General features: G+C 60.2%; 24 protein-coding genes. 11 read left to right on the forward strand and 13 right to left on the reverse strand.

Annotated features, from left to right (window positions below):
• Window positions 1-5: 5 nt before the first annotated feature.
• Complete coding sequence (gene dsbG / locus WFO70_RS10935) at window positions 6-752, forward strand: thiol:disulfide interchange protein DsbG (RefSeq protein WP_337016078.1); 747 nt, start codon at window positions 6-8, stop codon at window positions 750-752.
• A gap of 224 nt (window positions 753-976) precedes the next feature.
• The gene (citR, locus tag WFO70_RS10940) at window positions 977-1,891 is read left to right on the forward strand and encodes a DNA-binding transcriptional repressor CitR (RefSeq protein WP_337016079.1); all 915 of its coding nucleotides are present in this window, start codon (window positions 977-979) and stop codon (window positions 1,889-1,891) included.
• A gap of 98 nt (window positions 1,892-1,989) precedes the next feature.
• Here citR and WFO70_RS10945 read toward each other — a convergent pair whose 3' ends face one another.
• A complete protein-coding gene (locus WFO70_RS10945; RefSeq protein WP_337016080.1) occupies window positions 1,990-3,150 on the reverse strand; it encodes a pyridoxal phosphate-dependent aminotransferase in 1,161 nt (386 codons plus the stop codon).
• A 121-nt stretch (window positions 3,151-3,271) separates the two neighbouring features.
• On the opposite strand from WFO70_RS10945, the gene WFO70_RS10950 reads away from it, so the two are divergent.
• Genes WFO70_RS10950 through WFO70_RS10960 form a run of 3 tightly spaced genes read left to right on the forward strand, consistent with a single transcriptional unit; the run spans window position 3,272 to window position 5,111 of the window.
• Entirely contained in the window at window positions 3,272-3,886 is a 615-nt protein-coding gene (locus WFO70_RS10950; RefSeq protein ID WP_337016081.1) for a methylthioribulose 1-phosphate dehydratase, read from the forward strand.
• Window positions 3,883-4,572, forward strand: a complete 690-nt coding sequence (mtnC, locus tag WFO70_RS10955) for an acireductone synthase (protein WP_337016082.1) — start codon at window positions 3,883-3,885, stop codon at window positions 4,570-4,572. The genes WFO70_RS10950 and mtnC overlap by 4 nt, the downstream gene beginning before the upstream one ends.
• A complete protein-coding gene (locus WFO70_RS10960; RefSeq protein ID WP_337016083.1) occupies window positions 4,569-5,111 on the forward strand; it encodes a 1,2-dihydroxy-3-keto-5-methylthiopentene dioxygenase in 543 nt (180 codons plus the stop codon). The genes mtnC and WFO70_RS10960 overlap by 4 nt, the downstream gene beginning before the upstream one ends.
• Window positions 5,112-5,189: 78 nt before the next feature.
• Here WFO70_RS10960 and mtnA read toward each other — a convergent pair whose 3' ends face one another.
• Window positions 5,190-6,209 (reverse strand): S-methyl-5-thioribose-1-phosphate isomerase, encoded by a 1,020-nt coding sequence (gene mtnA / locus WFO70_RS10965; protein ID WP_337016084.1) that lies wholly within the window; start codon window positions 6,207-6,209, stop codon window positions 5,190-5,192.
• Window positions 6,210-6,314: 105 nt separating this feature from the next.
• Here mtnA and mtnK point away from each other — a divergent pair, with 105 nt between their 5' ends.
• Window positions 6,315-7,514: an S-methyl-5-thioribose kinase gene (mtnK, locus tag WFO70_RS10970; protein WP_337016085.1), complete on the forward strand. Its 1,200-nt coding sequence runs from the start codon at window positions 6,315-6,317 to the stop codon at window positions 7,512-7,514.
• Between the two features lie 90 nt (window positions 7,515-7,604).
• Here mtnK and WFO70_RS10975 read toward each other — a convergent pair whose 3' ends face one another.
• From WFO70_RS10975 to WFO70_RS10990, 4 genes are all read right to left on the reverse strand, one after another.
• Window positions 7,605-8,846: an LVIVD repeat-containing protein gene (locus WFO70_RS10975; RefSeq protein ID WP_337016087.1), complete on the reverse strand. Its 1,242-nt coding sequence runs from the start codon at window positions 8,844-8,846 to the stop codon at window positions 7,605-7,607.
• 85 nt (window positions 8,847-8,931) lie between these two features.
• Window positions 8,932-9,996, reverse strand: a complete 1,065-nt coding sequence (locus tag WFO70_RS10980; RefSeq protein ID WP_337016088.1) for a sugar ABC transporter substrate-binding protein — start codon at window positions 9,994-9,996, stop codon at window positions 8,932-8,934.
• A 19-nt stretch (window positions 9,997-10,015) separates the two neighbouring features.
• Window positions 10,016-11,011, reverse strand: coding sequence for an ABC transporter permease (locus tag WFO70_RS10985; protein WP_337016089.1), 996 nt, complete (start codon window positions 11,009-11,011; stop codon window positions 10,016-10,018).
• The gene (locus tag WFO70_RS10990; RefSeq protein ID WP_337016090.1) at window positions 11,008-12,510 is read right to left on the reverse strand and encodes a sugar ABC transporter ATP-binding protein; all 1,503 of its coding nucleotides are present in this window, start codon (window positions 12,508-12,510) and stop codon (window positions 11,008-11,010) included. Before WFO70_RS10990 ends, WFO70_RS10985 begins: the two co-directional genes overlap by 4 nt.
• 161 nt (window positions 12,511-12,671) lie before the next feature.
• Here WFO70_RS10990 and WFO70_RS10995 point away from each other — a divergent pair, with 161 nt between their 5' ends.
• The 4 genes from WFO70_RS10995 to WFO70_RS11010 all read left to right on the forward strand — a co-directional run bounded on the left by WFO70_RS10995 (window position 12,672) and on the right by WFO70_RS11010 (window position 15,452).
• Window positions 12,672-13,760 (forward strand): oxidoreductase, encoded by a 1,089-nt coding sequence (locus WFO70_RS10995; RefSeq protein WP_337016091.1) that lies wholly within the window; start codon window positions 12,672-12,674, stop codon window positions 13,758-13,760.
• A 70-nt stretch (window positions 13,761-13,830) separates the two neighbouring features.
• On the forward strand, window positions 13,831-14,574 hold the full coding sequence (locus WFO70_RS11000) for an SDR family NAD(P)-dependent oxidoreductase (RefSeq protein ID WP_337016092.1): 744 nt from the start codon (window positions 13,831-13,833) through the stop codon (window positions 14,572-14,574).
• 190 nt (window positions 14,575-14,764) lie between these two features.
• Window positions 14,765-15,061, forward strand: a complete 297-nt coding sequence (locus WFO70_RS11005; protein WP_337016093.1) for a type II toxin-antitoxin system RelE family toxin — start codon at window positions 14,765-14,767, stop codon at window positions 15,059-15,061.
• The gene (locus tag WFO70_RS11010) at window positions 15,042-15,452 is read left to right on the forward strand and encodes a helix-turn-helix domain-containing protein (protein WP_337016094.1); all 411 of its coding nucleotides are present in this window, start codon (window positions 15,042-15,044) and stop codon (window positions 15,450-15,452) included. The genes WFO70_RS11005 and WFO70_RS11010 overlap by 20 nt, the downstream gene beginning before the upstream one ends.
• On the opposite strand, the gene WFO70_RS11015 is transcribed toward WFO70_RS11010, so the two are convergent.
• The 7 genes from WFO70_RS11015 to entC all read right to left on the reverse strand — a co-directional run bounded on the left by WFO70_RS11015 (window position 15,449) and on the right by entC (window position 22,870).
• A complete protein-coding gene (locus WFO70_RS11015; protein WP_032616994.1) occupies window positions 15,449-15,646 on the reverse strand; it encodes a YbdD/YjiX family protein in 198 nt (65 codons plus the stop codon). The two genes, WFO70_RS11010 and WFO70_RS11015, sit on opposite strands and share 4 nt — an antisense overlap.
• Window positions 15,647-15,705: 59 nt before the next feature.
• Window positions 15,706-17,811, reverse strand: a complete 2,106-nt coding sequence (cstA, locus tag WFO70_RS11020) for a pyruvate/proton symporter CstA (protein ID WP_337016095.1) — start codon at window positions 17,809-17,811, stop codon at window positions 15,706-15,708.
• A gap of 241 nt (window positions 17,812-18,052) precedes the next feature.
• Window positions 18,053-18,466, reverse strand: coding sequence for a proofreading thioesterase EntH (gene entH, locus WFO70_RS11025; RefSeq protein WP_337016097.1), 414 nt, complete (start codon window positions 18,464-18,466; stop codon window positions 18,053-18,055).
• On the reverse strand, window positions 18,467-19,222 hold the full coding sequence (entA, locus tag WFO70_RS11030) for a 2,3-dihydro-2,3-dihydroxybenzoate dehydrogenase EntA (RefSeq protein WP_337016098.1): 756 nt from the start codon (window positions 19,220-19,222) through the stop codon (window positions 18,467-18,469).
• Window positions 19,222-20,076: an isochorismatase gene (locus WFO70_RS11035; protein WP_337016099.1), complete on the reverse strand. Its 855-nt coding sequence runs from the start codon at window positions 20,074-20,076 to the stop codon at window positions 19,222-19,224. Before WFO70_RS11035 ends, entA begins: the two co-directional genes overlap by 1 nt.
• 10 nt (window positions 20,077-20,086) lie before the next feature.
• Window positions 20,087-21,685 (reverse strand): (2,3-dihydroxybenzoyl)adenylate synthase EntE, encoded by a 1,599-nt coding sequence (gene entE, locus WFO70_RS11040; RefSeq protein WP_337016100.1) that lies wholly within the window; start codon window positions 21,683-21,685, stop codon window positions 20,087-20,089.
• A 9-nt stretch (window positions 21,686-21,694) separates the two neighbouring features.
• Entirely contained in the window at window positions 21,695-22,870 is a 1,176-nt protein-coding gene (gene entC / locus WFO70_RS11045; protein WP_337016102.1) for an isochorismate synthase EntC, read from the reverse strand.
• Between the two features lie 187 nt (window positions 22,871-23,057).
• On the opposite strand from entC, the gene fepB reads away from it, so the two are divergent.
• Window positions 23,058-24,017 (forward strand): Fe2+-enterobactin ABC transporter substrate-binding protein, encoded by a 960-nt coding sequence (fepB, locus tag WFO70_RS11050; protein WP_337016103.1) that lies wholly within the window; start codon window positions 23,058-23,060, stop codon window positions 24,015-24,017.
• Window positions 24,018-24,051 lie beyond the last annotated feature (34 nt).

The following is a 24,051-nucleotide window of genomic DNA, read 5'->3' on the forward strand; positions in this document are numbered from 1 at the left end:
TACTCATGTTCAGACCCGCCCTGCTCCTCGCCCTGTTCCCCTTCCTCGCCCAGGCCGAAGAGCTTCCAGCCCCGGTTAAGGCCGTTGAAAAACAAGGCATCACCATCATCAAACCCTTCGAGGCACCCGGCGGGATGAAAGGCTGGCTGGGGAAATATCAGGATATGGGGGTCACCATCTACCTGACCCCGGACGGCAAACATGCCATCTCCGGCTACATGTATGATGAACAGGGCAAGAACCTCAGCGAGCAGGTGATCCAGAAAGAGCTGTATGCCCCGGCCGGACGGGCGCTGTGGGCGCGGATGGAAAAGGCCCACTGGCTACAGGAAGGCAAAAAAGAGGCCCCGCGCGTGATCTATGTCTTTGCCGATCCCTACTGCCCTTACTGCCTGCAGTTCTGGCAGCAGGCGCGTCCATGGGTTGAATCCGGGAAAGTGCAATTGCGCACGTTGCTGGTAGGAGTGATCAAACCTGAAAGCACCGGGCTGGCGGCGGCAATCCTGGCCCAGGCCGATCCGGCGAAAAGCTGGCATGATTACGAACAGTCCGGCGGTAAAATGACCATCGCGGTACCCAAAACCACCCCGCCTGCGCTGCTAAAAACGCTGAAAGATAACCAGGCCATCATGGATGAACTGGGCGCGGCAGCCACGCCCGCGCTGTATTACATGAACGATCAAAACGAATTACAGCAGGTCGTTGGATTACCGGATAGTGAACAACTTAATACGATGATGGGCGCGAAGTAGAACGCCGGTACGGGCGAATTATCAACTCTTTCGCCCGTTTTATTCGGATAAAATTATTCTGACAATTGCTTCGGGCTTATTTCATTAATCTGCTGCCATGATATATTAAGTTGGAATTTAAACTCAGTTAAGTTACCCATTTAAATGGATGGTGAATGGCTAACTAACTTCTATAGTTACTGACTATAGAACTACAGCAACAAAACAGCGAATCAGGATGAATCATGGCGAATCTCTATGACCTCAAAAAATTTGACCTTAATCTTCTGGTCATTTTTGAGTGTATCTATCAACACCTTAGTATCAGCAAAGCCGCGGAAACGCTGTTTATTACCCCCTCAGCCGTCAGCCAGTCATTGCAGCGGTTACGCAACCAACTAAACGATCCCCTGTTTATCCGTTCCGGGAAAGGTATCTCCCCGACCACGGTTGGCGTGAACCTGCATAAGCATCTTGAACAGAACCTGAATCAGATTGAGCAGACGATCAATATCATGCATGGCTCGACGCTGGAAAAGAAACTGGTGATCTACTGCCCGCAGGTTCTGACGCCAAACCGCCTGCTTGACCCGATGACGCTTCTGATGCGGGAGCACAACTATGAAATCGAATTTCATGACATTTTGAGTGCTTCGGCCTCTGCTGAAGATCTGCTGGCCTACCGCAAAGCCGACCTGGTCTTCTGTTTTACCCCCGTCGCCAGCCGTTCAATTATCTGTTCCCGTTTCGTTAAGCTGCCCATCGTCGTTGTTTGCCGTGAAGACCACCCGCGCATCGGTAATGCCGCCACCCAGGAAGAGTTGAGCAACGAAAAATATACCTTTTTCCTTACGGAAGAGTCCGGGGTCAGAACCTATCAGGCGGTGTCTGAACAGTTTATTCCGGAAAGAAAGATCGGTTTTAACTGCGATTCCATTTTCACCATATTAACCATGATCAGCGCGTCGGATTTGTTGGGTTACATTCCTTTATCGGTCTATGAACAATATCGTGGAGCCCTGAAGCTGAAAAAAGTGGATGTCTCCTTCGCCTTACCCGATATGAATATTTATATGCTTTATAACCGCGTCGCATTAAATAACTCGGCATTCGCCAGCTTTATTCAAAAAATCACCACGGATAATCTGGAAGAAGAATAAACGCGGCGAATAAAACGCTGTCACTCGCCAGAATTAAATACGCCAGAGTGATATTATTCCTCTGGCGTATGGCAACCTGCCCAGGGCGTCTGAGGTTATTACAAGGTTTTCAGACGTTCCGCCGCTGCCAGCAGCGTCGCTTCCTGCTTGGCAAAGCAGAGCCGGATCAGCTTGTGTGGGAAAGGATCGGCACAGAAGACCGAAAGCGGGATCGCCGCCACGCCCACCTCTTTCGTTAACCACTGGCAAAAACTCACATCATCCAGATCGGAAATGGCGCTGTAGTTCGCCAGCAGGAAATAGGTCCCTTCACAGGGTAAAATTTCCAGCCTGCTGGCGCTCAGGGCATCGATAAACAGATCCCGGCGGGCGCGATAGAAATCCGGCAATTCGCGGTAGTGTTCCGGCTGGTTGCGCAGCATGTCGGCAATCGCCAGCTGGGCCGGGGTGTTCACCGCAAAGGTCAGGAACTGATGCACCTTGCGCAGTTCGGCGCTGATGGCCGCCGGTGCCACGCAGTACCCCACTTTCCAGCCGGTCATGTGAAAGGTTTTTCCGAACGATGAGACGGCAATGGCCCGCTCCCGCAGCTGCGGATGAGCCAGCACGCTGGCATGCCCCGCGTCGGCAAAGCAGATGTGCTCGTACACTTCATCGCTCAGGACATAGATTTCGCGTTCGGCAATGGCCTGCCACAGGGCAGCGAAGTCGGCCTGCTGCCAGACCGTTGCGGACGGGTTATGCGGGGTATTTAAAATCACCAGCCGGGTTTTGTCGCTCAGTAGCGCCGCAAGAGCCTGCCAGTCCGGACGAAAATGGGGCGGCTGTAGCGCCACGCGCTTCACCACGCCACCCGACAGCTCAATGGCCGGAGCATAGCTGTCGTAGCTCGGGTCAAAGCAGATCACCTCGTCACCGGTACGCACCAGGGCCGTAATGGCCGCGTACAGGGCTTCGGTCGCCCCTGCGGTCACGGTGATCTCCGCGTTTGCATCCGGTTGATAGCCATAGAGCTCAGCGGTTTTGTCGGCAATGGCTTCACGCAGCGGCTGCGCCCCGGTCATCGGCGCATACTGGTTAGCGCCGTTTGCCACATGGTAAGCCAGCCGTTGTTGCAGATAGTCCGGGCCATCGAAATCGGGAAACCCCTGTGACAGGTTGATCGCCTTGTGCTGCTGCGCCAGGGCGCTCATCTGGGTGAAGATCGTCGTGCCGAGAGACGGGAGTTTACTTTGTGGAATCAAGGGTTTATTGCTCATATCGACGGACCTGTCTGTAATACATATGTTGCTGCCACTATAACACGATGTTAGTATTTGGCAATCAAGACGCTTAGACGTCTAAACCATAATGATATTCCTGGCCGAAGAGGTAAGAAGGATGACAGACAACCTGCAACTCACATCCCTGGTCGATGCCTGCCACTGGATCGGCGCAAAGGGCTGGGCCCCGGCCACTGGCGGCAACATGTCCGTGCGTCAGGACGAAACCTGGTGCTGGCTCAGCGAATCCGGCAAGGACAAAGGCAGCCTGACCCCTGATGACTTTTTGCAGGTTGAGATCGCCACCAACCGCGCCCCTTCCGGGCGTAAACCCTCGGCGGAAACCGGTCTGCATACCCTGGTCTATCGCCTTTTCCCGCAGGCCAACGCGGTGCTGCATGTCCATACGGTGAACGCGACGGTGTTGTCCCGGCTGGTCAAAGAGCCAGAGCTGCATCTCAGCGGTTTTGAGATGCAGAAATCCCTCAGCGGCCAGACCAGCCACCTCGATACCCTGCCGATTGCCGTGTTCGATAACGACCAGGATATTGACGCCCTGGCCTCCCGCATCGCCCATTACGCTCAGGAACGTCCGCTTAATTATGGTTTTCTTCTGCGCGGTCATGGCTTAACCTGCTGGGGACGCGACGTGGCTGAAGCCCGGCGTCACCTTGAAGGCCTCGAATTCCTGTTCGAGTGCGAGATGCGTTTACGACAACTGGAGAGAGTATGATTCGCGCGATTGTGACGGATATTGAAGGCACCACCAGCGATATTCGTTTTGTCCACAATGTCCTGTTCCCCTATGCGCGCGAGCGGCTGGCGGCCTTTGTCAGCGCCCAGCAGTATGCCGAACCGGTCAACACCATTCTGGACAATCTGCGTGAAGAGACTGGCGAGCCGCAGGCCAGCACCCAGGAACTGATCGCCACGCTGTTTGCCTTTATGGACGAAGACCGCAAATCGACGGCACTGAAAGCGCTGCAGGGGATCATCTGGCAGGACGGCTACGTCAACGGCAACTTCACCGGCCATCTCTACCCGGATGTCCTGCCTTCGCTTGAAAAATGGAAGTCGCAGGGCATTGATTTATATGTTTATTCATCCGGGTCCGTGGCGGCGCAAAAACTGTTATTTGGCTACAGCGACGAAGGTGATATTACTCATCTGTTCAGCGGCTATTTTGATACCCACATCGGCGCCAAGCGCGATGTGACGTCGTATCAGAATATTGCGGCCCAGATTAACCTTGCCCCTTCGCAGATCCTGTTCCTGTCGGATATTCATCAGGAGCTGGACGCCGCGGAAGAGGCGGGTTTTCGCACCCTGCAGCTGATTCGCGGCGATGAGGACGGCGACAGCCATCATCATCAGGTGCACCAGTTCGACGACATCAATCCGGAGCAGATCCCTTCATGAGCGCATTGACCATTTTTTCAGATAAAGCAGCCCGCGAGCCGCAGTGGCACAGCACCGACGCGGAGGCGATCCAGCAGCAGCTGAATGCCCGCGGCGTCCGTTTTGAACGCTGGGAAGCCGACCGGGATTTAGGCCGCGATCCGGCTCCCGAGGCAGTGATTAATGCCTATCAGCACGCCATCGACAAACTGGTTGCCGAGAAGGGCTACCAGAGCTGGGACGTCATCAGCCTGCGCGCGGATAACCCGCAAAAAGAGGCCCTGCGCGCGAAGTTCCTTAATGAACATACCCACGGCGAAGATGAAGTACGCTTCTTTGTCGAAGGTGCCGGGCTGTTCTGCCTGCACATTGATGACCAGGTTTATCAGGTGTTGTGCGAGAAAAACGACCTGATCTCCGTCCCCGCCGGCACGCCGCACTGGTTTGATATGGGCTCCGAGCCGAACTTTACCGCCATTCGCATTTTCGATAACCCGGAGGGATGGGTGGCGCAGTTTACCGGCGACGCAATTGCGGATGCCTATCCAAGATTGCCTTAAGTGCCCCGCCCCAGCGACAAAACCAGGTCTTGTAGGCCGGGTAAGGCGAAGCCGCCACCCGGCATTATTCAGACCGCACTACAGCCCAAAAACCCCTTTCGCCACCTCTTCTGGCAGCACCACTCCGCTATTCAGCACCCAGCCGCTAATCAGCGCCGCAGGCGTAACGTCGAACGCCGGGTTATAGACCCGGGCGTCAACCGGCGCCCACTGCACCGCCCCGAAGCTCCCCGCCACGCCGGTCACTTCCCGGGCATCGCGCTGCTCAATCGGGATGGCATCGCCGTTCGGGCACGCGGGATCGAGGGTGGTTTGCGGTGCCGCCACGTAAAACGGAATCCCGTGGAATTTCGCCAGCACCGCCAGGGAGTAAGTGCCGATTTTGTTGGCCACGTCGCCGTTGGCGGCAATGCGATCTGCCCCGACCCACACCGCGTCCACCTCGCCTTTAGCCATCAGGCTGGCGGCCATCGAATCGGTGATCAGCTGATACGGCACGCCCAACTCGCCCAGCTCCCAGGCGGTTAACCTGCCGCCCTGCAACAGCGGACGGGTCTCATCCACCCAGACGTTGCTGACCTTGCCCTGCTGATGCGCAAGGGCAATCACCCCCAGGGCAGTGCCGACACCCGCCGTCGCCAGCCCGCCGGTGTTGCAGTGGGTCAGCAGACGGCTGCCCGGCTTCACCAGCTGGCTTCCCGCCCGGGCGATGGCATCGCAGAGCCGCTTGTCTTCATCAATCAGGCGCAGCGCCTCAGCCACCAGCGCCGGAACAAACTCTTTCTGCCACAGCGCCTGCTTCATGCGGTCGAGGTTGTTCATCAGGTTCACCGCCGTCGGACGCGAGGCGCGCAGGGTTTCCAGCGCTGTCGCCAGTTGGTCCCGGCTGTGGCCGTTTTCCGCCAGCAGCGCCAGCAGCAGGCTGGCAGAGAGACCAATCAGCGGCGCACCGCGCACGCGCAGGGCGTGAATGTGCCCCTCCAGAGCGTCTACCGTCGACGCATCCAGCCAGCGTTTCTCCTGCGGAAGCGCCTGTTGGTCGAGAATAAATAGCTGATTTTCCATCACCCGCAGGCTGGTCGTCTGTAATCTCTGCATGTCGTTAATTCTCTGTTGCGTTGTTGTAGCACATTGTGTCAGGATAAAATTCAGATGTATAGACGTCTAAATGTCTTTATTACCGGAACAGATGAGGAACATGCAATGTCGCAATACCGTACCTTTACCGCTCAGGACGCCGTGGCCTACGCCCAACAGTTTGGCGGCCTCGAAGACCCCTCGTCACTGGTGGAGGCGCAGGAAGTGGGCGACGGCAACCTCAATCTGGTATTTAAAATTTTCGACAGCGCAGGCGTCAGCCGCATCATCGTTAAGCAGGCCCTGCCCTACGTGCGCTGCGTGGGTGAGTCCTGGCCGCTGACGCTGGATCGCGCCCGTCTCGAAGCGCAAACCCTGGTAGAGCACTATCAGCACAGCCCGCAGCACACGGTCAAAATCCACCACTTCGACCCGGAACTGGCGGTGATGGTGATGGAGGATCTCTCCAGCCATAAGATCTGGCGCGGCGAGTTGATCAACAATGTGTTTTATCCCCAGGCGGCACGCCAGCTGGGGGAATACCTGGCCCACGCCCTGTTCCACACCAGCGATTTTTACCTCCATCCGCACGCCAAAAAAGCGCAGGTGGCGCAGTTCATCAACCCGGAAATGTGCGAGATCACCGAAGACCTGTTCTTCAACGACCCGTACCAGATCCACGAACGCAACAACTACCCGGCGGCGCTGGAGAACGACGTGGCCGCCCTGCGCAATGACGATCAGCTGAAGATTGCCGTCGCCGCCCTGAAACACCGCTTCTTCTCCCAGGCCGAAGCGCTGCTGCACGGCGATATCCACAGCGGCTCGATTTTTGTCGCCGAGGGCAGCCTGAAGGCCATTGACGCGGAGTTCGGTTATTTCGGCCCAATCGGGTTTGATATCGGTACGGCGATCGGCAACCTGCTGCTTAACTTCTGCGGCCTGCCGGGGCATCTCGGCATCCGTGATGCCGCCGCCGCGCGCGAGCAGCGACTGATCGACATCCAGCAGCTGTGGACCACCTTCGCGGAACGTTTCCAGGCCCTGGCGGCAGAGAAATCCCGCGATGCGGCGCTCAGCGTGCCGGGCTATGCCAGCGCGTTTCTGAAGAAAGTCTGGCAGGACGCGATTGGCTTCTGCGGGACCGAACTGATCCGCCGCAGCGTGGGTCTGTCGCACGTGGCGGATATCGACACCATCCGCGACGAAGAGATGCGCCACGAATGCCTGCGCCATGCCATCACCCTTGGCAAAGCCCTGATTGTGATTGCCGACCGAATCGACAGCGTGGATGAGCTGGTGGCACGGGTGCGTCAGTACAGTTAGGTGCGGCCTGTGTGCCGGGTGGCGGCTGCGCCTTACCCGGCCTACGAGCCGAGTGTAGGCCCGGTAAGCGCAGCGCCACCGGGCAAAAACTCACCCCAAATACTCAATCACCGACAACCCGCCGTTGTAATCCGTGCTGTAGATAATCCCCTGGGCATCCACAAACACATCGCAGGACTGGATCACCTGCGGGCGATTGGGCCGGGTATCCATCATCTTCTCCGGTGCAGCAGGTACCAGCGCCCCGGTCTCTACCGGGCGATAGGGATCCGAAATGTCGTACGCCCGCACGCCCGCATTCTGATACGTGGCAAAAATCAGCGTGGAGCTGACAAAACTCCCCGGACGGTTTTCGTGCAGGTTGTGCGGCCCGAAGTGCGCCCCTTTCGCCACGTAATCCCGCTCGTTCGGCTGCGGGAAGGTGGAGATACTCACCGGGTTCGACGGCTCGCGAATATCAAACAGCCAGATCAGCTTCTCGCCATCTTCCTGATTGTCGAGCACCGCCTCGTCCAGCACCACCAGCAGGTCGCGATCCGGCAGCGGCAGCGCGGTGTGGGTGCCGCCGCCAAACGGCGGACTCCAGTTGCGATGGCTGATGAGTTTCGGCTGAGTGCGGTCCTTCACATCCAGCAGGGTCAGGCCGCCGTCGCGCCAGCTGCCGTAGGCGGTATCCCCGGCGATAATGGCGTGATGCAGGGCATAGCGTTTGCCCTCCGGCCATGCCGGCGTTTCGCCTGCCGCCTGGTTCATCCCCGGCAGCCACCAGCGCCCCGCTACCTCCGGCTTGCGCGGATCCGCCAGATCGATGGTCAGGAAGATGTAATCGGTAAAGCCGTCGATCAGCGCTGAGACGTAGGCCCAGCGCCCGCCGACATACCAGATGCGGTGAATGCCGATCCCACTCAGCGACAGAAAGCCGATCTCCCGCGGCTTATCCGGGGTGGAGATATCAAAAATGCGCAGCCCGGCGCTCCAGCCTCTGTCCTGCACGTCGCTGACCGTCTCCCCCACCTGGCGGGTGTAGTAGACCTTTTCGTCAGCAAAGCGGACATCGGCAAACAGATCCCGGGCGTTGATCACCAGCAGCAGGTCGTCGTGCGCCTGTAAATGCACGTTCCAGGTGCCCGGCGGCGCAGGCACATAGCCCGCGGCCTTCGGCTTCTTCGGGTCGCGCACGTCGACGATCGAGAAGCCCTGGGACACCATATGACCGATGTACGCAAAGCCGCGATGCACCATCAGCTGCACGCCGTCCGGGCGTCCGCCCTGATCGCTGTGGCCGATTAAGCGCATATTGCGGCTGTATTCGGGGGTGGGTAATTCAGTCACGTTAGCTCCTGTTGCCCGGTGGCGCTACGCTTACCGGGCCTACGGACTGTAGGCCGGGTAAGGCGCAGCCGCCACCCGGCAAATGTTACTTATTCTTCGCTTCCAGCGTCGCGAACCACGGGGCGATAAAGTCTTCGGTCTGGCCCCAGCCCGGGATGATTTTACCCAGCGACGCCACGTTCACCGCACCCGGCTGAGCCGACAGCAGCGCCTGCGGAATCGCCGCGGCTTTAAAATCGTAGGTGGCCGGTGTCGGTTCTCCGGCAATCTTGTTAGCAACCAGACGCACGTTGGTCGCACCAATCAGCTTCGGATCCACCGCCACGCTCACCACCCACGGGCTGCCCGCCTCACGCATCAGCTGCAGATCCTGGTTGGAGATATCGATGCTGTAGAGTTTGATCTCGGTACGGCCGTTCTCTTTCAGCGCCTTATAAGCGCCCTGGCTGAAGGCATCCCAGGTACCCCAGATAGCGTCGATCTTGCCTTTCGGGTATTTCGCCAGCACCGCGCCCACTTTGTTGGCGGTGTCGCCCTGCACGTCAGAGGAGACCGCGCCGATAGACTCCAGCTCTTTGATGCCCGGGTTCTGCTTCAGCAGCTCCTGGTAGGCGGTCTGACGACGCTCCATCGGCGGGAAGCCCGCCACCCACAGCTTGATGATGTTGGCCTTACCGTTGAAATCTTTCACCAGCTGGCCGAAGGAGAGATTGGTCAGGGAGGCATCATCCTGCTGGGTCACGGTCACGCCCGGGATCTCGCCATTCACCGCGGTATCGAATACCGCCACCTTGATCCCGGCATCCACCGCCTTCTTCACCAGCGCGGTGGAGTACGGATCGCGCCCCTGAGAGAGGATAATCCCGTCATATTTCTGGGTGATCGCCTGGTTAACGAAGTCCTGGAATTTGGCGTCGTCACCGTTGCTTAAAAAGGTGCTGACCTTAAAGCCAAGCTTTTTCCCCTCCTGGATCGCACCGGCCACAAACTGGGTGGTGTTGTCGTCGGAGCCGAGGTTACGGATCACCGCGATGCGGATCTGCCCGTCATGGTTGGCGATGGCCGCCGGAACCGGCGCAGGCGTCGCCGCATAGCCCGGGAGTGAACTCAGTAATCCCAGCGTCAGCAAAGAGAGTGCAACTTTTTTCATTTTTTATCCCGTCGTGTTGTTAGCGTTTTTGTACGTAGGTGATGGCCAGCGCAATCGCCAGCACCAGCCCTTTTATAATGTCCATGGCGTAATACGGCACCGAGAGCATCACCAGCCCGTTGGAGAGCACCCCGAGGATCACCGCCCCCACCAGGGTGCCCAGCGCGTTCGGTTTGCCGGAGCCGGCGAGGGAGAAGCCGATCCACGCCGCCGCCACCGCATCCATCAGATAGCCACCCCCGGCATTCACCTGCGAGGAGCCAATGCGCGAGGCCAGCAGAATGCCGCCGAGGCCCGCCAGCAGCGAGGCAATCACGTAGGCCGCCACCTTGTAACGGGTGGTGCGGATCCCGGACAAGCGCGCCGCTTCCGGGTTGCCGCCAATGGCGTACATCCGGCGTCCGTGGGTGGTCAGGGAGAGTCCCAGCTGCGCCAGCAGGGTCACCGCCAGCATGATAATAACGATGGTCGGCACCTGCCCCAGCGCGCCAAACGCCGCCGGGATGGTCCCTTCCGCCATGTCGCCGCTCGGCAGCACCATGTTTTCGGTAATCGACCCGCCGTAGCTGTAGGTCATCGCCACGCCCTGGATCACAAACAGGCTGGCAAGGGTGGCGAGCATGTCGGGAATGCGCAGGATCACGATCAGGAAGGCGTTAAACAGCCCCACCAGGGTGCAGAGCGCCAGGGTGATCAGAATGGATTCGGTAGTGCCGAAGCCGTGCCAGACAAACAGCGAAATCACCAGGGCGTTAGCCAGCGAGGCGGTCGATCCCACCGAGAGATCAAACCCGCCAATGGTCAGCGAGATGGAGACGCCGATGGCTATCACCGTCACGATGGCGATGGAGCGCAGAATGTTGATGATGTTGTTCGGATCGAGGAAGTTGTCCGACGCCAGGCCAAAGACGGCCACCAGCGCGACCACCGTCAGCAACATGCCCCACTTGTAGAGAAAATCGAATATTTGCTGACGGCCAGACGCTGCCGCCGTCACTGAAAGGGCCTTGCTCACGACGCCGTTCCTCCGGTTGAATAATAAAGTAATGTCTCTTCGCGGGCGGCTGCCCCCTCGAGTTCCGCCACGATGCGCCCGTCCCACAGCACGCAGATGCGGTCGCACAGGCCCACCAGCTCGGCAAATTCGCCCGAGGCATAAATCACCCCTTTGCCTTCCCGCGCCAGGCCGTCAATCAGCTGGAACAGATCGGTTTTGGCTTTTACGTCCACCCCTTTGGTGGGTTCGTCGAAGATCAGCACCTGAGCGTTACCGCGCAGCCATTTGCCAATCGCCACCTTCTGCTGATTGCCGCCCGAGAGACGGCGCAGCACCTGCCCTGGCCCACGGGTGCGCACGCCCACCCGGGCGATCACCTCTTCCGCCCAGCGCCAGGCCTGGCGATGACCAAACAGGCTCCAGCGCGAGAAGCTGTTATCCGCTGACACCGCCAGGTTCATGCTCACCGGCTCATCAATAAAAATGCCCTCTTTGCGCCGCTCTTCCGGCACCAGCGCCAGCCCGCGCAGCACAGAGTCCGCCGGGTCGCGCGGTTTCCACGGCTTTTGATTGAGTTCGCCCTGGGCCACCTGGCTTTTGCTGGCCCCAAACAGCGCCTTGCAGAGTTCGGTTTTTCCGGCTCCCGCCAGCCCGGCGATGCCGAGAATTTCGCCCTTGCGCAGGTGCAGGGAGATATCCTTCAGCAGCCCTTCGTCATGCAGCCCCTCCACCCGCAGCAGCGTTTCGTTGCCGTGCGGCGGTCGTGCGGGCGGGTAGATATCGCTCAGTTGATGGCCGAGCATCTTCTCAACAATCGCCTCCCCGCTGAGATCCGCCATCGGGCCGGACTCGATCAGCTTCCCGTCGCGCAGCACCGTTAAGGTGTCGCAGATCGCCTTCAGCTCGTGAATGCGGTGGGAGATAAAGACCACGCCAATCCCCTGCTGCTGCAGGCGTCGCACCACGGCGAACAGCCGCTCGCTTTCGTGGGCGTCCAGCGGCGCGGTGGGTTCGTCCAGAATTAAAAACCGGCAGTGATGGGACAGCGCCCGCGCCAGTAAAATTTGCTGTTTTTCCGCCAGGGTGCAGCTGTCGATGACGCGCCGCACGTCGAGGGTGACGTCCAGCTGGGCCAGCGCCTGCCGGGCCTGCTCGCGCAGTCTTCCCCAATGCAAGCGGTGCCCCGGCTGCGCCAGATGATCGAGCATGATATTTTCGGCAATACTCAGACCGGGGATCAGCGCCACGTCCACCTCCTGCTGTACCAGATGGATGCCCAGCTTTTTGGCATCCACCGGCTCGCGAAGGGTGACGATCTGATTATTAATGCTGATTTCGCCTTCATAGCGCGCGTGCGTGCCGCACAGCACCGCCATCAGGGTGGATTTCCCGGCACCGTTCGCGCCCGTGAGCGCATGTACCGATCCGCCCGTCAGGGTGAAATCGACGCGCGACAGTGCCTGAAAGCCAGAAAAAGCCAGGCTGATGCCGCGCATCTCGAGGCGACTGGTTGACATTCGCTGCGATCCCTTATCATTAATCTTTTGATTTATGGAATTTTTCACAGCCGGGACTGGCTGGCAACGAAGGAAAAAGCATAAGATAAAGCAAAATAGTATTAGCCATCTGGATGTCTAGCCATAACATCGGGTTAGCGCTTCGTAAAAAGGACACTCTCATGAGCAACACTGATATCCGCGTCGTTCCCGGCCCGGCCAACTACTACTCCCACCGCGGGGCCCTTGCCCGCCTGGACACTTTTTTCACCCCGGAACAGCTCTCCCGGGCGGTATGGATCTACGGCGAACGCGCCCTTGCCGGGGCTCAACCCTTCCTGCCGCCGAGCTTCCATGCCGGGGGCGCTAAACATCTGCTGTTCAGAGGCCATTGCAGCGAGCACGATGTCAATCAGCTTGCGGAGGCCTCCGGCCCGGACCGCAGCGTGGTGATTGGCGTCGGCGGCGGCGCGCTGCTGGATACCGCCAAAGCGGTGGCTCGTCGGCTGGGCCTGCCGGTGGTGGCCATTCCGACCATCGCCGCCACCTGTGCCGCCTGGACCCCGCTGTCGGTGTGGTACAACGATGCCGGGCAGGCGCTGCACTTTGAGATTTTTGACGACGCCAACTACCTGGTGCTGGTCGAGCCGGAGATCGTGCTTAACGCCCCGGCGGAGTACCTGCTGGCGGGGATCGGCGATACGCTGGCGAAATGGTATGAAGCGGTGGTGCTGGCCCCGCAGCCGGAAGAGCTGCCGCTGACGGTGAGGCTCGGCATTAACGGGGCGCTGGCGATCCGCGACGTGCTGCTGGAACACAGTGAGCAGGCGCTGGCGGATCAGACCCGCCGCGAAGTCACGCGGGAATTTCATGACGTGGTGGATGCCATTATCGCCGGTGGCGGCATGGTTGGCGGACTGGGGGAACGCTACACCCGCGTGGCGGCGGCACATGCGGTGCATAACGGCCTGACGGTGCTGCCGCAGACCGCGCAGTTCCTGCACGGCACCAAGGTGGCCTACGGCATTCTGGTGCAGAGCGCCCTGCTCGGCCAGGACGCGGTGCTGCACGAGCTGGTCGCGGCCTACCAGCGCTTTAACCTGCCCACCACCCTGCGCCAGCTGGCGGTGGACATTAATAACCGCGACGAGCTGGATCGGGTGATCGCCCATACCCTGCGCCCGGTGGAGTCGATTCACGCCCTGCCGATCGCCCTGACGCCGGCGATCCTGCGCGCCGCGTTCGAGAAAGTGGAAAACCTCAGTCGCTAAGCGCATTGACGCCGGACACGCGCCTTCTATACCTAATGAGGGTTCTCATCACTCTTGCGACGAGGTCATCATGCAGATCGATTTAACAGGTAAGAAGGCGCTGGTTACCGGTGCCAGCCGTGGATTAGGCCGGGCCATTGCGCTGTCGCTGGCCCGGGCGGGTGCCGATGTGGTTATCACCTACGAGAAATCCGCCGAGAAAGCCCAGGCCGTTGCGGATGAAATTACCGGGCTGGGGCGTCTCAGCGAGGCGGTTCAGGCCGACAGCGCCAGCGCTGAGGCCATTCAGGATGCCGTCACCCATGCGGCGCGCACCCTGGGCGGGCTGGATATTCTGGTCAATAACGCCGGGATTGCGCGCGGCGGCCCTCTGGAATCCATGACCCTGGCGGACATTGATGCCCTGATTAACGTCAATATTCGCGGGGTGGTGATCGCCACCCAGGCCGCGCTGGTGCATATGTCCGACGGCGGACGGATTATCAACATCGGCAGCTGTCTGGCTAACCGCGTCGCCCAGCCGGGGATCGCGGTCTATTCGATGACTAAATCGGCGCTTAACTCCCTGACCCGCGGGCTGGCGCGCGACCTCGGGCCGCGCGGCATTACCGTCAATCTGGTCCACCCCGGCCCCACTAACAGTGATATGAACCCCGAAGATGGCGAGCAGGCTGCATCCCAGCGTCAGCTGATTGCCACCGGGCACTACGGCCAGCCGGAAGATGTCGCCGCCGCGGTGACCTTCCTCGCCAGCCCTGCCGCCGGGCAGATCTCCGGCACCGGGCTGGACGTGGACGGTGGTCTGAACGCCTGACGTTCGCTCGCAAAGATTCTGTATGCCTCTGTCGCCGGGCAGAGGCCTTTTCGACCCGCCTCGATAATTCGTGTTTTGCCGCTTTCTCCTGTCCGAACCCCGCTCTACAGTACCCCATAAGACATTCGGAATTTATCTAATAGTCTTATTATTTCCTTATATTTTGTGCGGGCGTACAGTGGAGGTACGGATGAAGATTGTCTGGTCAAAAACAGCAGAGAAACAGTTGGCGAAAATTGATCCCCGTTTTAGAAAACGTATTGAATCCAAACTGGCGGGGCTGGATGACAACGCCTCTCCCGTCGCGGATATCAAAAAATTGTCCTCACCCGAAAACCACCATCGACTGCGAGTGGGTGATTACAGGGTCATCTACACCTTAGAGAATCCGCAAAGTGATACCTGTTACGTGGTATCCGTTAAGCGTCGAACAACAACGACCTATCTTCATGAGGAGCATATGGACTATGACTGTGCAGTTAATTAAGGATGAAGAAGGAAAAGCGCAATATGCCGTCATTCCGTACAGCGAGTATTTTCGCATGCGCTTAGCCATGCTGGAGTACGATGACGATGACGACGACGAAAGCGACTGGGAAGACATCCCCTATGAATCAGACATTTATGACAACGTCGGTTTACCAGGGGAGGTCTGCAATCTGATGCATAGCGAAAACGTCAGTCTGCAGGCCGCCTGGCGCATTCATCGCGGTTTATCTCAGCAGGACGTCGCCGACAAACTGGGCATCAGCCAGTCCGCCGTGTCACAGCTGGAAGCCGTCGACTCCCGTCCGCAAAAACGCACCCGTGAAAAACTGGCGGCGATCTATGGTTGTAAGCAAGAACAAATCAGCCTGTATCTGCCAAAAGAGGGTTAGCAGCACTTCGCTCCGCCTTTGGCACCGTAGCGGGCGTCCTGGCGATCGCGGAAGAAGGCTTCGTAGGTCATTGGGGTCTGATCCGGATGGTTGACGCGCATATGCTCGACGTAGTTGTCGTAGTCCGGGACGCCGATCATCATTTTTGCGGCCTGACCTAAGTACTTTCCTGCTTTGGATAGGGTATCGAACATCGCTTTTATCTCACTGGGATGGTAGGCCGGGTAAGCGCTAGCGCCACCCGGCATTGTACTCAATGCGCCCCTTTGGCCTGGGTCACAATCTCTTCATAGTTAGCAGGCATCGGCTGATACGGCGTCTCTTTCGCCGTTGGCTTGTCCTGTTTCAGGGCAGCCAGCGCGGTCTTCAGAGAATACAGCGCCAGCACCACAACCACCACCATAAAGAAGATGGTCAGCCCGGCATCCAGACGGTTGTTAAACACCAGCTGGGACAGCTGCGACTCGGTGTACTGCGCCGGGATCTTACCGCTGTCGATCATTGCCTGGAACTTGTTGGCGATCGCGAGGAAGCCCACTTTGTTATCCGGGCTGAAGGCTTTCTGCCAGCCGGCGGTCAGGGTACAGATCAGCAGCCAGGCCGTTGGCACCAGGGCCACCCAGGCATAGCGCTGACGTTTCATCTTGAACAGCACCACCGCGCAGAGCATCAGCGCCATACCGGCCAGCATCTGGTTAGCGATACCGAACAGCGGCCACAGGGTGTTGATGCCGCCCAGCGGATCGACCACCCCCTGATGCAGGAAGTAGCCCCACGCCAGCACGCAGAGCGCTGTCGCCAGCAGGTTGGCCGGCAGCGATTCGGTGCGTTTCAGCCCCGGGGAGATGACCCCCAGCAGATCCTGCAGCATAAAGCGCGCCGCACGGGTCCCGGCATCCACCGCCGTCAGGATAAACAGGGCTTCAAACAGGATCGCAAAGTGATACCAGAACGACACATCCATCAGGCCGCCCAGCGCGCCGTGCAGAATGTAGGCCATCCCCACCGCCAGGGTCGGAGCACCGCCCGCACGGGAGATAATCGACTGCTCGCCCACCTCATTGGCAATCTGGGACAGGGTATCCGGGGTGATGCTAAAGCCCCAGCCGCTGACGACCTGCGCCGCAGAGGCCACCACGTCTGCCGTACCGGCCGGGGCCAGCACCGCAATCGGGCTGTTCATCGCAAAGTAGACGCCCGGATCGATAATGCAGGCGGAGACCAGCGCCATAATGGCGACGAAGGACTCCATCAGCATGCCGCCGTAGCCGATAAAGCAGGCCTGGTTCTCATTCGCCAGCATCTTCGGCGTGGTGCCGGAAGCGATCAGGGCATGGAAGCCAGAGACCGCACCACAGGCGATGGTGATAAACAGGAACGGGAACATGTTGCCGGACCAGACCGGGCCAGTGCCGTCGATAAACTTCGTTACCGCTGGCATGGTCAGGGTCGGGCGCATAATCAGAATGCCGATCGCCAGCCCGACGATGGTGCCGATTTTCAGGAAGGTGGAGAGGTAGTCGCGCGGGGCCAGCAGCAGCCACACCGGCAGGACCGCCGCCACAAAGCCATAGCCCACCAGCATCCAGGTCAGCTGCACGCCGGTATAGTCAAAGTACGGGGCCCAGGTTGGGCTCTCGGCCACCCAGCCGCCGGAGATAATGGCGAATACCAGGAAGAACAGGCCAATCACCGACACTTCGCCAATACGCCCCGGGCGCAGATAGCGAATGTAGATCCCCATAAAGATTGCCAGCGGAATGGTAAAGGCGACGGTGTACGTTCCCCACGGGCTGTGGGTCAGGGCTTTCACCACGATCATCGCCAGTACCGCGAGGATAATCACCATGATCATGAAGCAGGCCACCAGGGCAATCACCCCGGCGGTCGGGCCCATCTCCTCTTTCACCAGCTCGCCGAGCGAACGCCCGTCGCGGCGGGTGGAGACGAACAGCACCATAAAGTCCTGCACTGCGCCAGCCAGCACCACCCCGGCGAGGATCCAGATCATCCCCGGGAGGTAGCCCATCTGCGCGGCCAGCACCGGTCCCACCAGCGGCCCGGCCCCGGCAATGGCGGCAAAGTGGTGACCAAACAGCACCTTTTTATCGGTCGGAACATAGTCCAGCCCGTCGTTATGCCGCACCGCAGGCGTCATGCGCGTCGGGTCGACGGAGAGCACCTTACGGGCGATAAACAGACCGTAAAAACGATAGGCAATCAGATAGATACAGACCGCTGCGACGACTATCCACAGTGCGTTGATCTGTTCCCCGCGGTTGAGGGCGATATAGCCCAGCGCAAAAGCCCCCACTACGGAGAGCCCTGCCCAGATGAGGTATTTCCCTGAGTTGTTCATGATATGGTTTCCATCATCGCAGAAGTGAGATGTTACATTTTGTATCTATAACACTCGCTTAAGATTTAACAACTCAACCACATTGAAAAACAGACATCCAACCAGTCATTTACATAACAGTGTTAAGCCGATCACTTTCACCCGGCAAGAGGTTGTTACCTCGGTGCGCGAAATGCCCGGTGGCGCTGCGCTTACCGGGCCTACAACACCCCCAAACCGCCACCCGGCAACACCGCACACCTTACCCCAACACCATGGTACTCAACCTGCAGGTACAACACCGCCGTCCCTGCTCGTCATACACCACAATCTCCCAGCTCTGACTGGTGCGCCCGAGGTGCAGCGGCTGACACACCCCGCGCACCCTGCCCTGCGACACCGCACGATGATGGGTGGCGTTCAGCTCCGTGCCCACCACGCTCTGGCCGTCGCGGGTCATCAGGAAACCGGCCATCGACCCCAGGGTCTCCGCCAGCGCCGCCGACGCGCCGCCGTGCAATAAACCAAACGGCTGATGCGTGCGGGCATCCACCGGCATCTCGGCTTCGAGGGTATCGTCACCGATCCGGGTATAGAGGATCCCCAGATGCGCCACCAGGGTGTTCTGGCTGGAGTCGTTCAGCGCCTCCAGAGATAAATGGCGTTTCCAGATCATCTAGGCCCCCAGCGTCGAGCCGCCGTCCACCAGGATATCCTGCAAGGTGATGTGGCTGGCGAGATCGGAGGCGAGGAACAGCACGGTATGAGCAATCTCCTGCGGACGGGCAATTTTACCCAGCGGAATGCCGAGCTTGAACTGCTCGCCAAAGCCGCGAATGCGCTGCTGTTCGGCGTCGTCGCTTTTCCACAGGGTGCGCTGCATGTCGGTATCGGTAGAGCCCGGCGACACCAGATTACAGCGCACGCCGCTGCCCGCCAGCTCCAGGCCGACGGTCAGGGCCAGGCTTTTCAGCGCTGCTTTCGAGGCCCCGTAGGCGCTCATGCCGATGCGCGGCGTATGAGCCGCATCGGAAGCCACGGTGACAATCGCCCCGCCCTGCTGACGACGGAACTGACCCATCGTCTGCTGGAACAGGTTGAAGGCCCCGCCGACGTTGACCGCAAAAGTCTGCTGCCAGTCATCCTGCGAGAGCTGGTCCGTCGCCCCCATGCGCAGGATCCCGGCGGCATTCACCAGCACGTCCAGACGATTCATTCCCTCCAGCAAGCGCCCGCAGACCGCGTTGACCTGAACCGCGTCCGCCACGTTCAGCACTTCGGTGGCAAAGGGATAGCTCGCCTGCGGGAAGGCGACGTCAAAGCCCGTCACCTGCGCGCCCGCCTCGGCAAACGCCAGCGCGGTGGCGTAGCCGATGCCTTTCCCCGCCCCGGTCACCCAGACGGTTTTCCCGGCGAAATCGAACGTAGCCATTATTTCACCTCGCGGGAGAGCAGCGCCCACCAGGCATCCAGGGTCGGGTTTTTCGCCAGCATCACGAAGTCGATATCGCCATGCACTTTGCGCCAGCGCGCCGCCAGAGCCATCATCCGCACCGAATCCAGACCGTAGTCGATCAGGTTTTCGTCATCCATCGGCTCGTCGGACTCATCCAGCAGCGGCAGGATGAGTTCCCGCAGCGCCGCTTTCGACACAGGAAGGGACGGCAGCAGCTCGTCGGTGGTTACCACGCGCCCGGAACGACCGGCCACGTAGTTCAGCGACATCAGGTGCTCATCCCGGGTAAAGTCCGCCAGCGCGTCGGCAACGAAGAACGGCTGGATGTCGCGCATAAAGGCGTCGGTGGCAGTGGTCATGCAGCCGATGTGAGCATACACGCCGGTGATGATCAGCTGGTCGCGGCCGGTCTCTTTCAGCATCTGCTCCAGCGGCGAGCGGTGGAACGCGCTGTAGCGCCACTTCACCAGCACGGTGTCCGCCTCGTCCGGGGTCAGCTCCGCGACAATGCGCTGCTGCTCCGGGGAGCGGGTCAGGCCCGGCCCCCACATATCGTTCAGCAGGGCGCGGTCCTCATCGCTCTGCTCTTTCGGCTGAGCGGTGTAGTAGACCGGAATATGGTGCTGTTTGCAGTAGTCCCGCAGGCGGGCGATGTTCGCCACCACCTGGGCCATCATCGGGCAGTTTTCGCCCCAGAAGTTGAGAAAATACTCCTGCATATCGTGGATCAGCAGCGCGGCGCGCGCGGGCTCCATGGTCCAGCTCACTTTGTTGGTCGGCAGATCTGCCGCGCCTGGCAGCGCGTAACCGGTTAATTTTGGAATTGCCATCTTCTGCTCCTCAGCCCTGCGCCCGTTCGGCCAGCCACAGGCGTAATTGTTTTTTATCGACTTTGCCTACCGGCGTCAGCGGCAGTGCCTCCAGGCACTCGACGCGATCCGGCAGTTTGAATTCAGCCACGCCCTGCTCGCGCAGGAAGCGGCGCACCTCGACCGCGCGCAGGGGCTGTTTCACCACCAGATACGCGCAGCTCTTCTCGCCCAGCAGGCTGTCCTCCATGCTGACCAGCGCGGCGTGGATCACCGCCTCGTGGCGCAGGAGCAGGTTTTCCACCTCTTCGGCAGCAATCTTCTCCCCGCCGCGGTTGATCTGATCTTTCTCGCGCCCCTGCACGGTGATGTAACCCTGCTCGTCGATGGCGATCAGATCTCCGGAGCAGTAAAAGCCGTTGGCGTCAAAGGCGCTGGCGTTGTGTTCCGGGCTCTTGTAGTAGCCGCGGAAGGTGTACGGGCCGCGGGTCATCAGCCGCCCCACCTCGCCGCGCGGCAGCGGATTGCCGTGTTCGTCAGCCACCCAGACTTCGTCATCCGGACACATCGGGCGGCCCTGGGTATTCATGATGCGTTCCGGGGCATCGTCCAGCGCGGTGTAGTTCACCAGCCCTTCGGCCATGCCAAACACCTGCTGGAGCTGGCAGCCCATCTCCGCCGGAATACGTGCGGCTAACGTGGCGGAGAGTCGCGCCCCGCCCACCTGCAACAGCTGCAACGAGGCCAGCTGCGCATTGCCTGCTCCTTCCGCGATGGCCTGCAGCCACAGGCTGACCGCGGGTGGCACCAGCGAGGTGACGGTAATCTGATGCTGTTCGATCAGCCCGAAGCAGAGCGTCGCGCTCGGATCATTAGCCAGCACCACGCAGCCCCCGGCCATAAAGATCCCCAGCGAGCCCGGGGAGCTCATCGCGAAGTTATGCGCCGCCGGGAGGGCGTTCAGGTAACAGGTCTGCGCGTGAATACCGCAGATCTCGTTGCTGCGACGAATGCTGTAGTAGTAGTCGTTGTGGGTGCGCGGGATCAGCTTCGGCGTGCCGGTACTGCCGCCGGAGAGCTGGAAGAACGCCACTTCGTCGGCCGGGGTTGGGCTGGCGATAAAATTCTCCGCCGGGCGGGCAATGGCGGTCTCCAGCCCTTCGCCGCGCAGCAGCACCACGCGCACGGAAGGGTGTTGGTCCACAAAGGCGTTGAGGAAGTCGTCCCCGTCAAACAGCCCGTGGGCGCGGTCGGCAATCAGCAGCGCGGGTTCAATCTGGCTGGCGTAGGCGTTTAGCTCGCTGCGCTGGTGGCTGAACAGCGCATTGACCGGGGCCACGCCCACCTGCAACAGCGCGAAAAAGGTGATGTAGAACTCGGCCACGTTGCCCAGCTGCACCAGGGCGGTTTCGCCCCGCTGGATCCCCTGGGCCTGTAGCGCAGAGGCAAGGTTATTGACGGCCTGCTGGAACTGACGATACGTAAAGCGACGTTCGCCGTCGATAATCGCCAGCGCATCGCTGTCGGCGTGGCGGGTCAGGATCTCCGTCAGCGGCAGATCCTGCCAGTAACCTTTTTCACGGTAGCGGCGGGCGAATTCGTCGGGCCAGCGGGTAAAGGGAATAGTCATGGTTACTCCTTAGTGCAGGCCAAAAACGTTCAGCATGGTGGTCAGTTTGACGCCGGTTTCGCGCCACTCGGCGACCGGCGATGAAGCAGGCACAATCCCGGCACCGGCAAACAGGCGCACGCGGTTGGCCTTAAGGCGCGCGCAGCGGATAGTCACCACCCACTCGCCGTTGCCTTCGCTGTCGCACCAGCCAACAATGCCGCCGAACAGTTCGCGGTCGAACGGCTCCAGCTCGGCAATCAGCTCTTTCGCCGCCTGGTGCGGGAAGCCGCTCAGGGCCGGGGTCGGATGCAGCAGGCAGGCCAGGGTCAGGGCGTTTTCATCTTCACGCGCTTCGCCTTCCACCGGGGTGGCGAGATGCCACAGGGTCGGGGTAGTTACCAGCTGCGGCGAAGCGGGCATGGTCAGCTGATGGCTGCGCGGGCTCAGGACCGCCTTCATCGCCTGGGTGACCAGCTCGTGTTCGTGGCGATCTTTCGCCGAGGCCAGCAGCTTGTTGCCCGCCTCGCGATCGAGCATGTCGTCCGGCTGACGACGGGCGGAACCGGCCAGCGGCAGGGAGCTGAAGTGAGCCCCCTCTTTACGCAGCAGCAGCTCCGGGCTGGCCCCGAGCAGCACTCCGCCATCCTCCAGCGGGACGTGGAAGTTAAAGCTGGCCGGGTTCTGGGCAATCAGTTTTTCCAGCAGCGCGCCGCTGTCGAGGTTCTCGTCGGTGGCAATGTCGATCAGGCGCGACAGCACCACCTTGTTGACGCGCGGGGTGGCGGTCAGGGCGGCGGCGCGGGCAACCATCTCTTCGAAGGCTAACTGGGCCGGGATCTCGGTGCGGGATTTCACCGTCAGCGGTGCAGTGCGAGCGGCATAGCGGGCAGACTGCTGGCGCGCCGGGCGGGCAAAACTGTGCCACTCTTGCGGAATGAACAGCGACGACGGCTGGCGGGTATCAAAGGGGATCGCCCCCACCATCACCGGGTTAGCGATCCCGGCGGCTTTGGCATCGGCAAAGGCCTGGGCCAGCTGCTGCTGAAACGCGCTGGCCGGATCGTCGCCGCCCACGGCGGGGGTAGAAAAGCGGGCAAAGCAGCCGGACGTGGTAAAGCTGCGGTAAGGCGACATAAAAAAGAAGCTGTCTTTGTGCAGCCGGGTCGCGGTGTGCTGAACATCCTCAGCCAGTGACGTATCCATATCATCCTCCTGAAATGATAAAAGCAGTAAGAATTATTATCATTTATATTTTCGCTGGCTAACCTAATCCCAGAGCGCGATGGTGTCAACCGCCTACAGCGCAACTTGTGCGACTATCGCTTGCATCCCTGGGGCTCATTTATGAAAATGAGAAGCATTAACTTCAACAAAAACAGGATGCCCCTTAGTGAAACTGCCCGCTGTCTGTCGCAACACCCTGCTTTTAATAGGACTTTTACTTTCAGGATTAACCTCAGCGCTGGCCGCCGACTGGCCGCGTCAGGTCACGGATAGCCATGGAACCCACACGCTTACGAGCAAACCGACGCGGATTGTCTCCACCAGCGTGACCCTCACCGGCTCGCTGCTGGCGATTGACGCCCCGGTGATCGCCAGCGGTGCCACTACCCCGAACAACCGGGTGGCGGACGATCAGGGCTTTTTGCGCCAGTGGGGCGAGGTAGCCAAACAGCGTAAGCTCGCGCGGCTGTACATTGGTGAACCGAGTGCCGAAGCCGTTGCTGCCCAGATGCCGGACCTGATCCTGGTCAGCGCCACCGGCGGGGATTCTGCGGTGGCGCTGTACGATCAGCTCTCGGCCATTGCCCCGACGCTGGTGATCAACTACGACGACAAAAGCTGGCAGGCGCTGCTGACCCAGCTCGGCACGATTACCGGCCAGGAGAAGCAGGCCGCCGCGCGGATTGCCGAGTTTGATACGCAGCTTACCCGGGTGAAGCAGCAGCTGAAGCAGCCTCCGCAGCCGGTGAATGCCATCGTTTACACCGCCGCCGCCCACAGCGCCAACCTGTGGACCGCCGAGTCGGCGCAGGGCAAGCTGCTGCAACAGCTGGGCTTCTCCCTCGCCACCCTGCCCACCGGGCTGAACCCGTCGCAAAGCCAGGGTAAGCGCCACGATATCGTGCAGTTAGGGGGAGAAAACCTGGCGACCGGGCTGAACGGCGAAGGGCTGTTCCTGTTTGCCGGGGATCAGAAGGATGTGGACGCGATCTACGCCAACCCGCTGCTCGCCCATCTGCCGGCGGTGCAAAACAAACGCGTCTGGGCGCTGGGTACCGAGACCTTCCGTCTGGATTATTTCAGCGCGATGCGGGTGTTAGGGCGTTTAGAGGGATTATTTAAATAAAGGGCTGTGACCCCGTAGGCCCGGCAAGCGCAGC

Origin of the sequence: Leclercia sp. AS011 (assembly GCF_037152535.1) — a bacterium.
Classification (GTDB): Bacteria; Pseudomonadota; Gammaproteobacteria; order Enterobacterales; family Enterobacteriaceae; genus Enterobacter.

Coding starts and splice junctions, on each gene's coding strand:
- cstA (WP_337016095.1), bottom strand. CDS start 17,811: ATGAACAACTCAGGGAAATACCTCATCTGGGCAGGGCTCTCCGTAGTG.
- mtnK (WP_337016085.1), top strand. CDS start 6,315: ATGTCGCAATACCGTACCTTTACCGCTCAGGACGCCGTGGCCTACGCC.
- mtnA (WP_337016084.1), bottom strand. CDS start 6,209: ATGCAGAGATTACAGACGACCAGCCTGCGGGTGATGGAAAATCAGCTA.
- WFO70_RS11005 (WP_337016093.1), top strand. CDS start 14,765: ATGAAGATTGTCTGGTCAAAAACAGCAGAGAAACAGTTGGCGAAAATT.
- WFO70_RS11035 (WP_337016099.1), bottom strand. CDS start 20,076: ATGGCAATTCCAAAATTAACCGGTTACGCGCTGCCAGGCGCGGCAGAT.
- entE (WP_337016100.1), bottom strand. CDS start 21,685: ATGACTATTCCCTTTACCCGCTGGCCCGACGAATTCGCCCGCCGCTAC.
- WFO70_RS10950 (WP_337016081.1), top strand. CDS start 3,272: ATGACAGACAACCTGCAACTCACATCCCTGGTCGATGCCTGCCACTGG.
- WFO70_RS10945 (WP_337016080.1), bottom strand. CDS start 3,150: ATGAGCAATAAACCCTTGATTCCACAAAGTAAACTCCCGTCTCTCGGC.
- entC (WP_337016102.1), bottom strand. CDS start 22,870: ATGGATACGTCACTGGCTGAGGATGTTCAGCACACCGCGACCCGGCTG.
- dsbG (WP_337016078.1), top strand. CDS start 6: ATGTTCAGACCCGCCCTGCTCCTCGCCCTGTTCCCCTTCCTCGCCCAG.
- entH (WP_337016097.1), bottom strand. CDS start 18,466: ATGATCTGGAAACGCCATTTATCTCTGGAGGCGCTGAACGACTCCAGC.
- citR (WP_337016079.1), top strand. CDS start 977: ATGGCGAATCTCTATGACCTCAAAAAATTTGACCTTAATCTTCTGGTC.
- WFO70_RS11010 (WP_337016094.1), top strand. CDS start 15,042: ATGACTGTGCAGTTAATTAAGGATGAAGAAGGAAAAGCGCAATATGCC.
- mtnC (WP_337016082.1), top strand. CDS start 3,883: ATGATTCGCGCGATTGTGACGGATATTGAAGGCACCACCAGCGATATT.
- WFO70_RS10980 (WP_337016088.1), bottom strand. CDS start 9,996: ATGAAAAAAGTTGCACTCTCTTTGCTGACGCTGGGATTACTGAGTTCA.
- WFO70_RS10995 (WP_337016091.1), top strand. CDS start 12,672: ATGAGCAACACTGATATCCGCGTCGTTCCCGGCCCGGCCAACTACTAC.
- entA (WP_337016098.1), bottom strand. CDS start 19,222: ATGGCTACGTTCGATTTCGCCGGGAAAACCGTCTGGGTGACCGGGGCG.
- WFO70_RS10960 (WP_337016083.1), top strand. CDS start 4,569: ATGAGCGCATTGACCATTTTTTCAGATAAAGCAGCCCGCGAGCCGCAG.
- WFO70_RS10990 (WP_337016090.1), bottom strand. CDS start 12,510: ATGTCAACCAGTCGCCTCGAGATGCGCGGCATCAGCCTGGCTTTTTCT.
- WFO70_RS11015 (WP_032616994.1), bottom strand. CDS start 15,646: ATGTTCGATACCCTATCCAAAGCAGGAAAGTACTTAGGTCAGGCCGCA.
- WFO70_RS11000 (WP_337016092.1), top strand. CDS start 13,831: ATGCAGATCGATTTAACAGGTAAGAAGGCGCTGGTTACCGGTGCCAGC.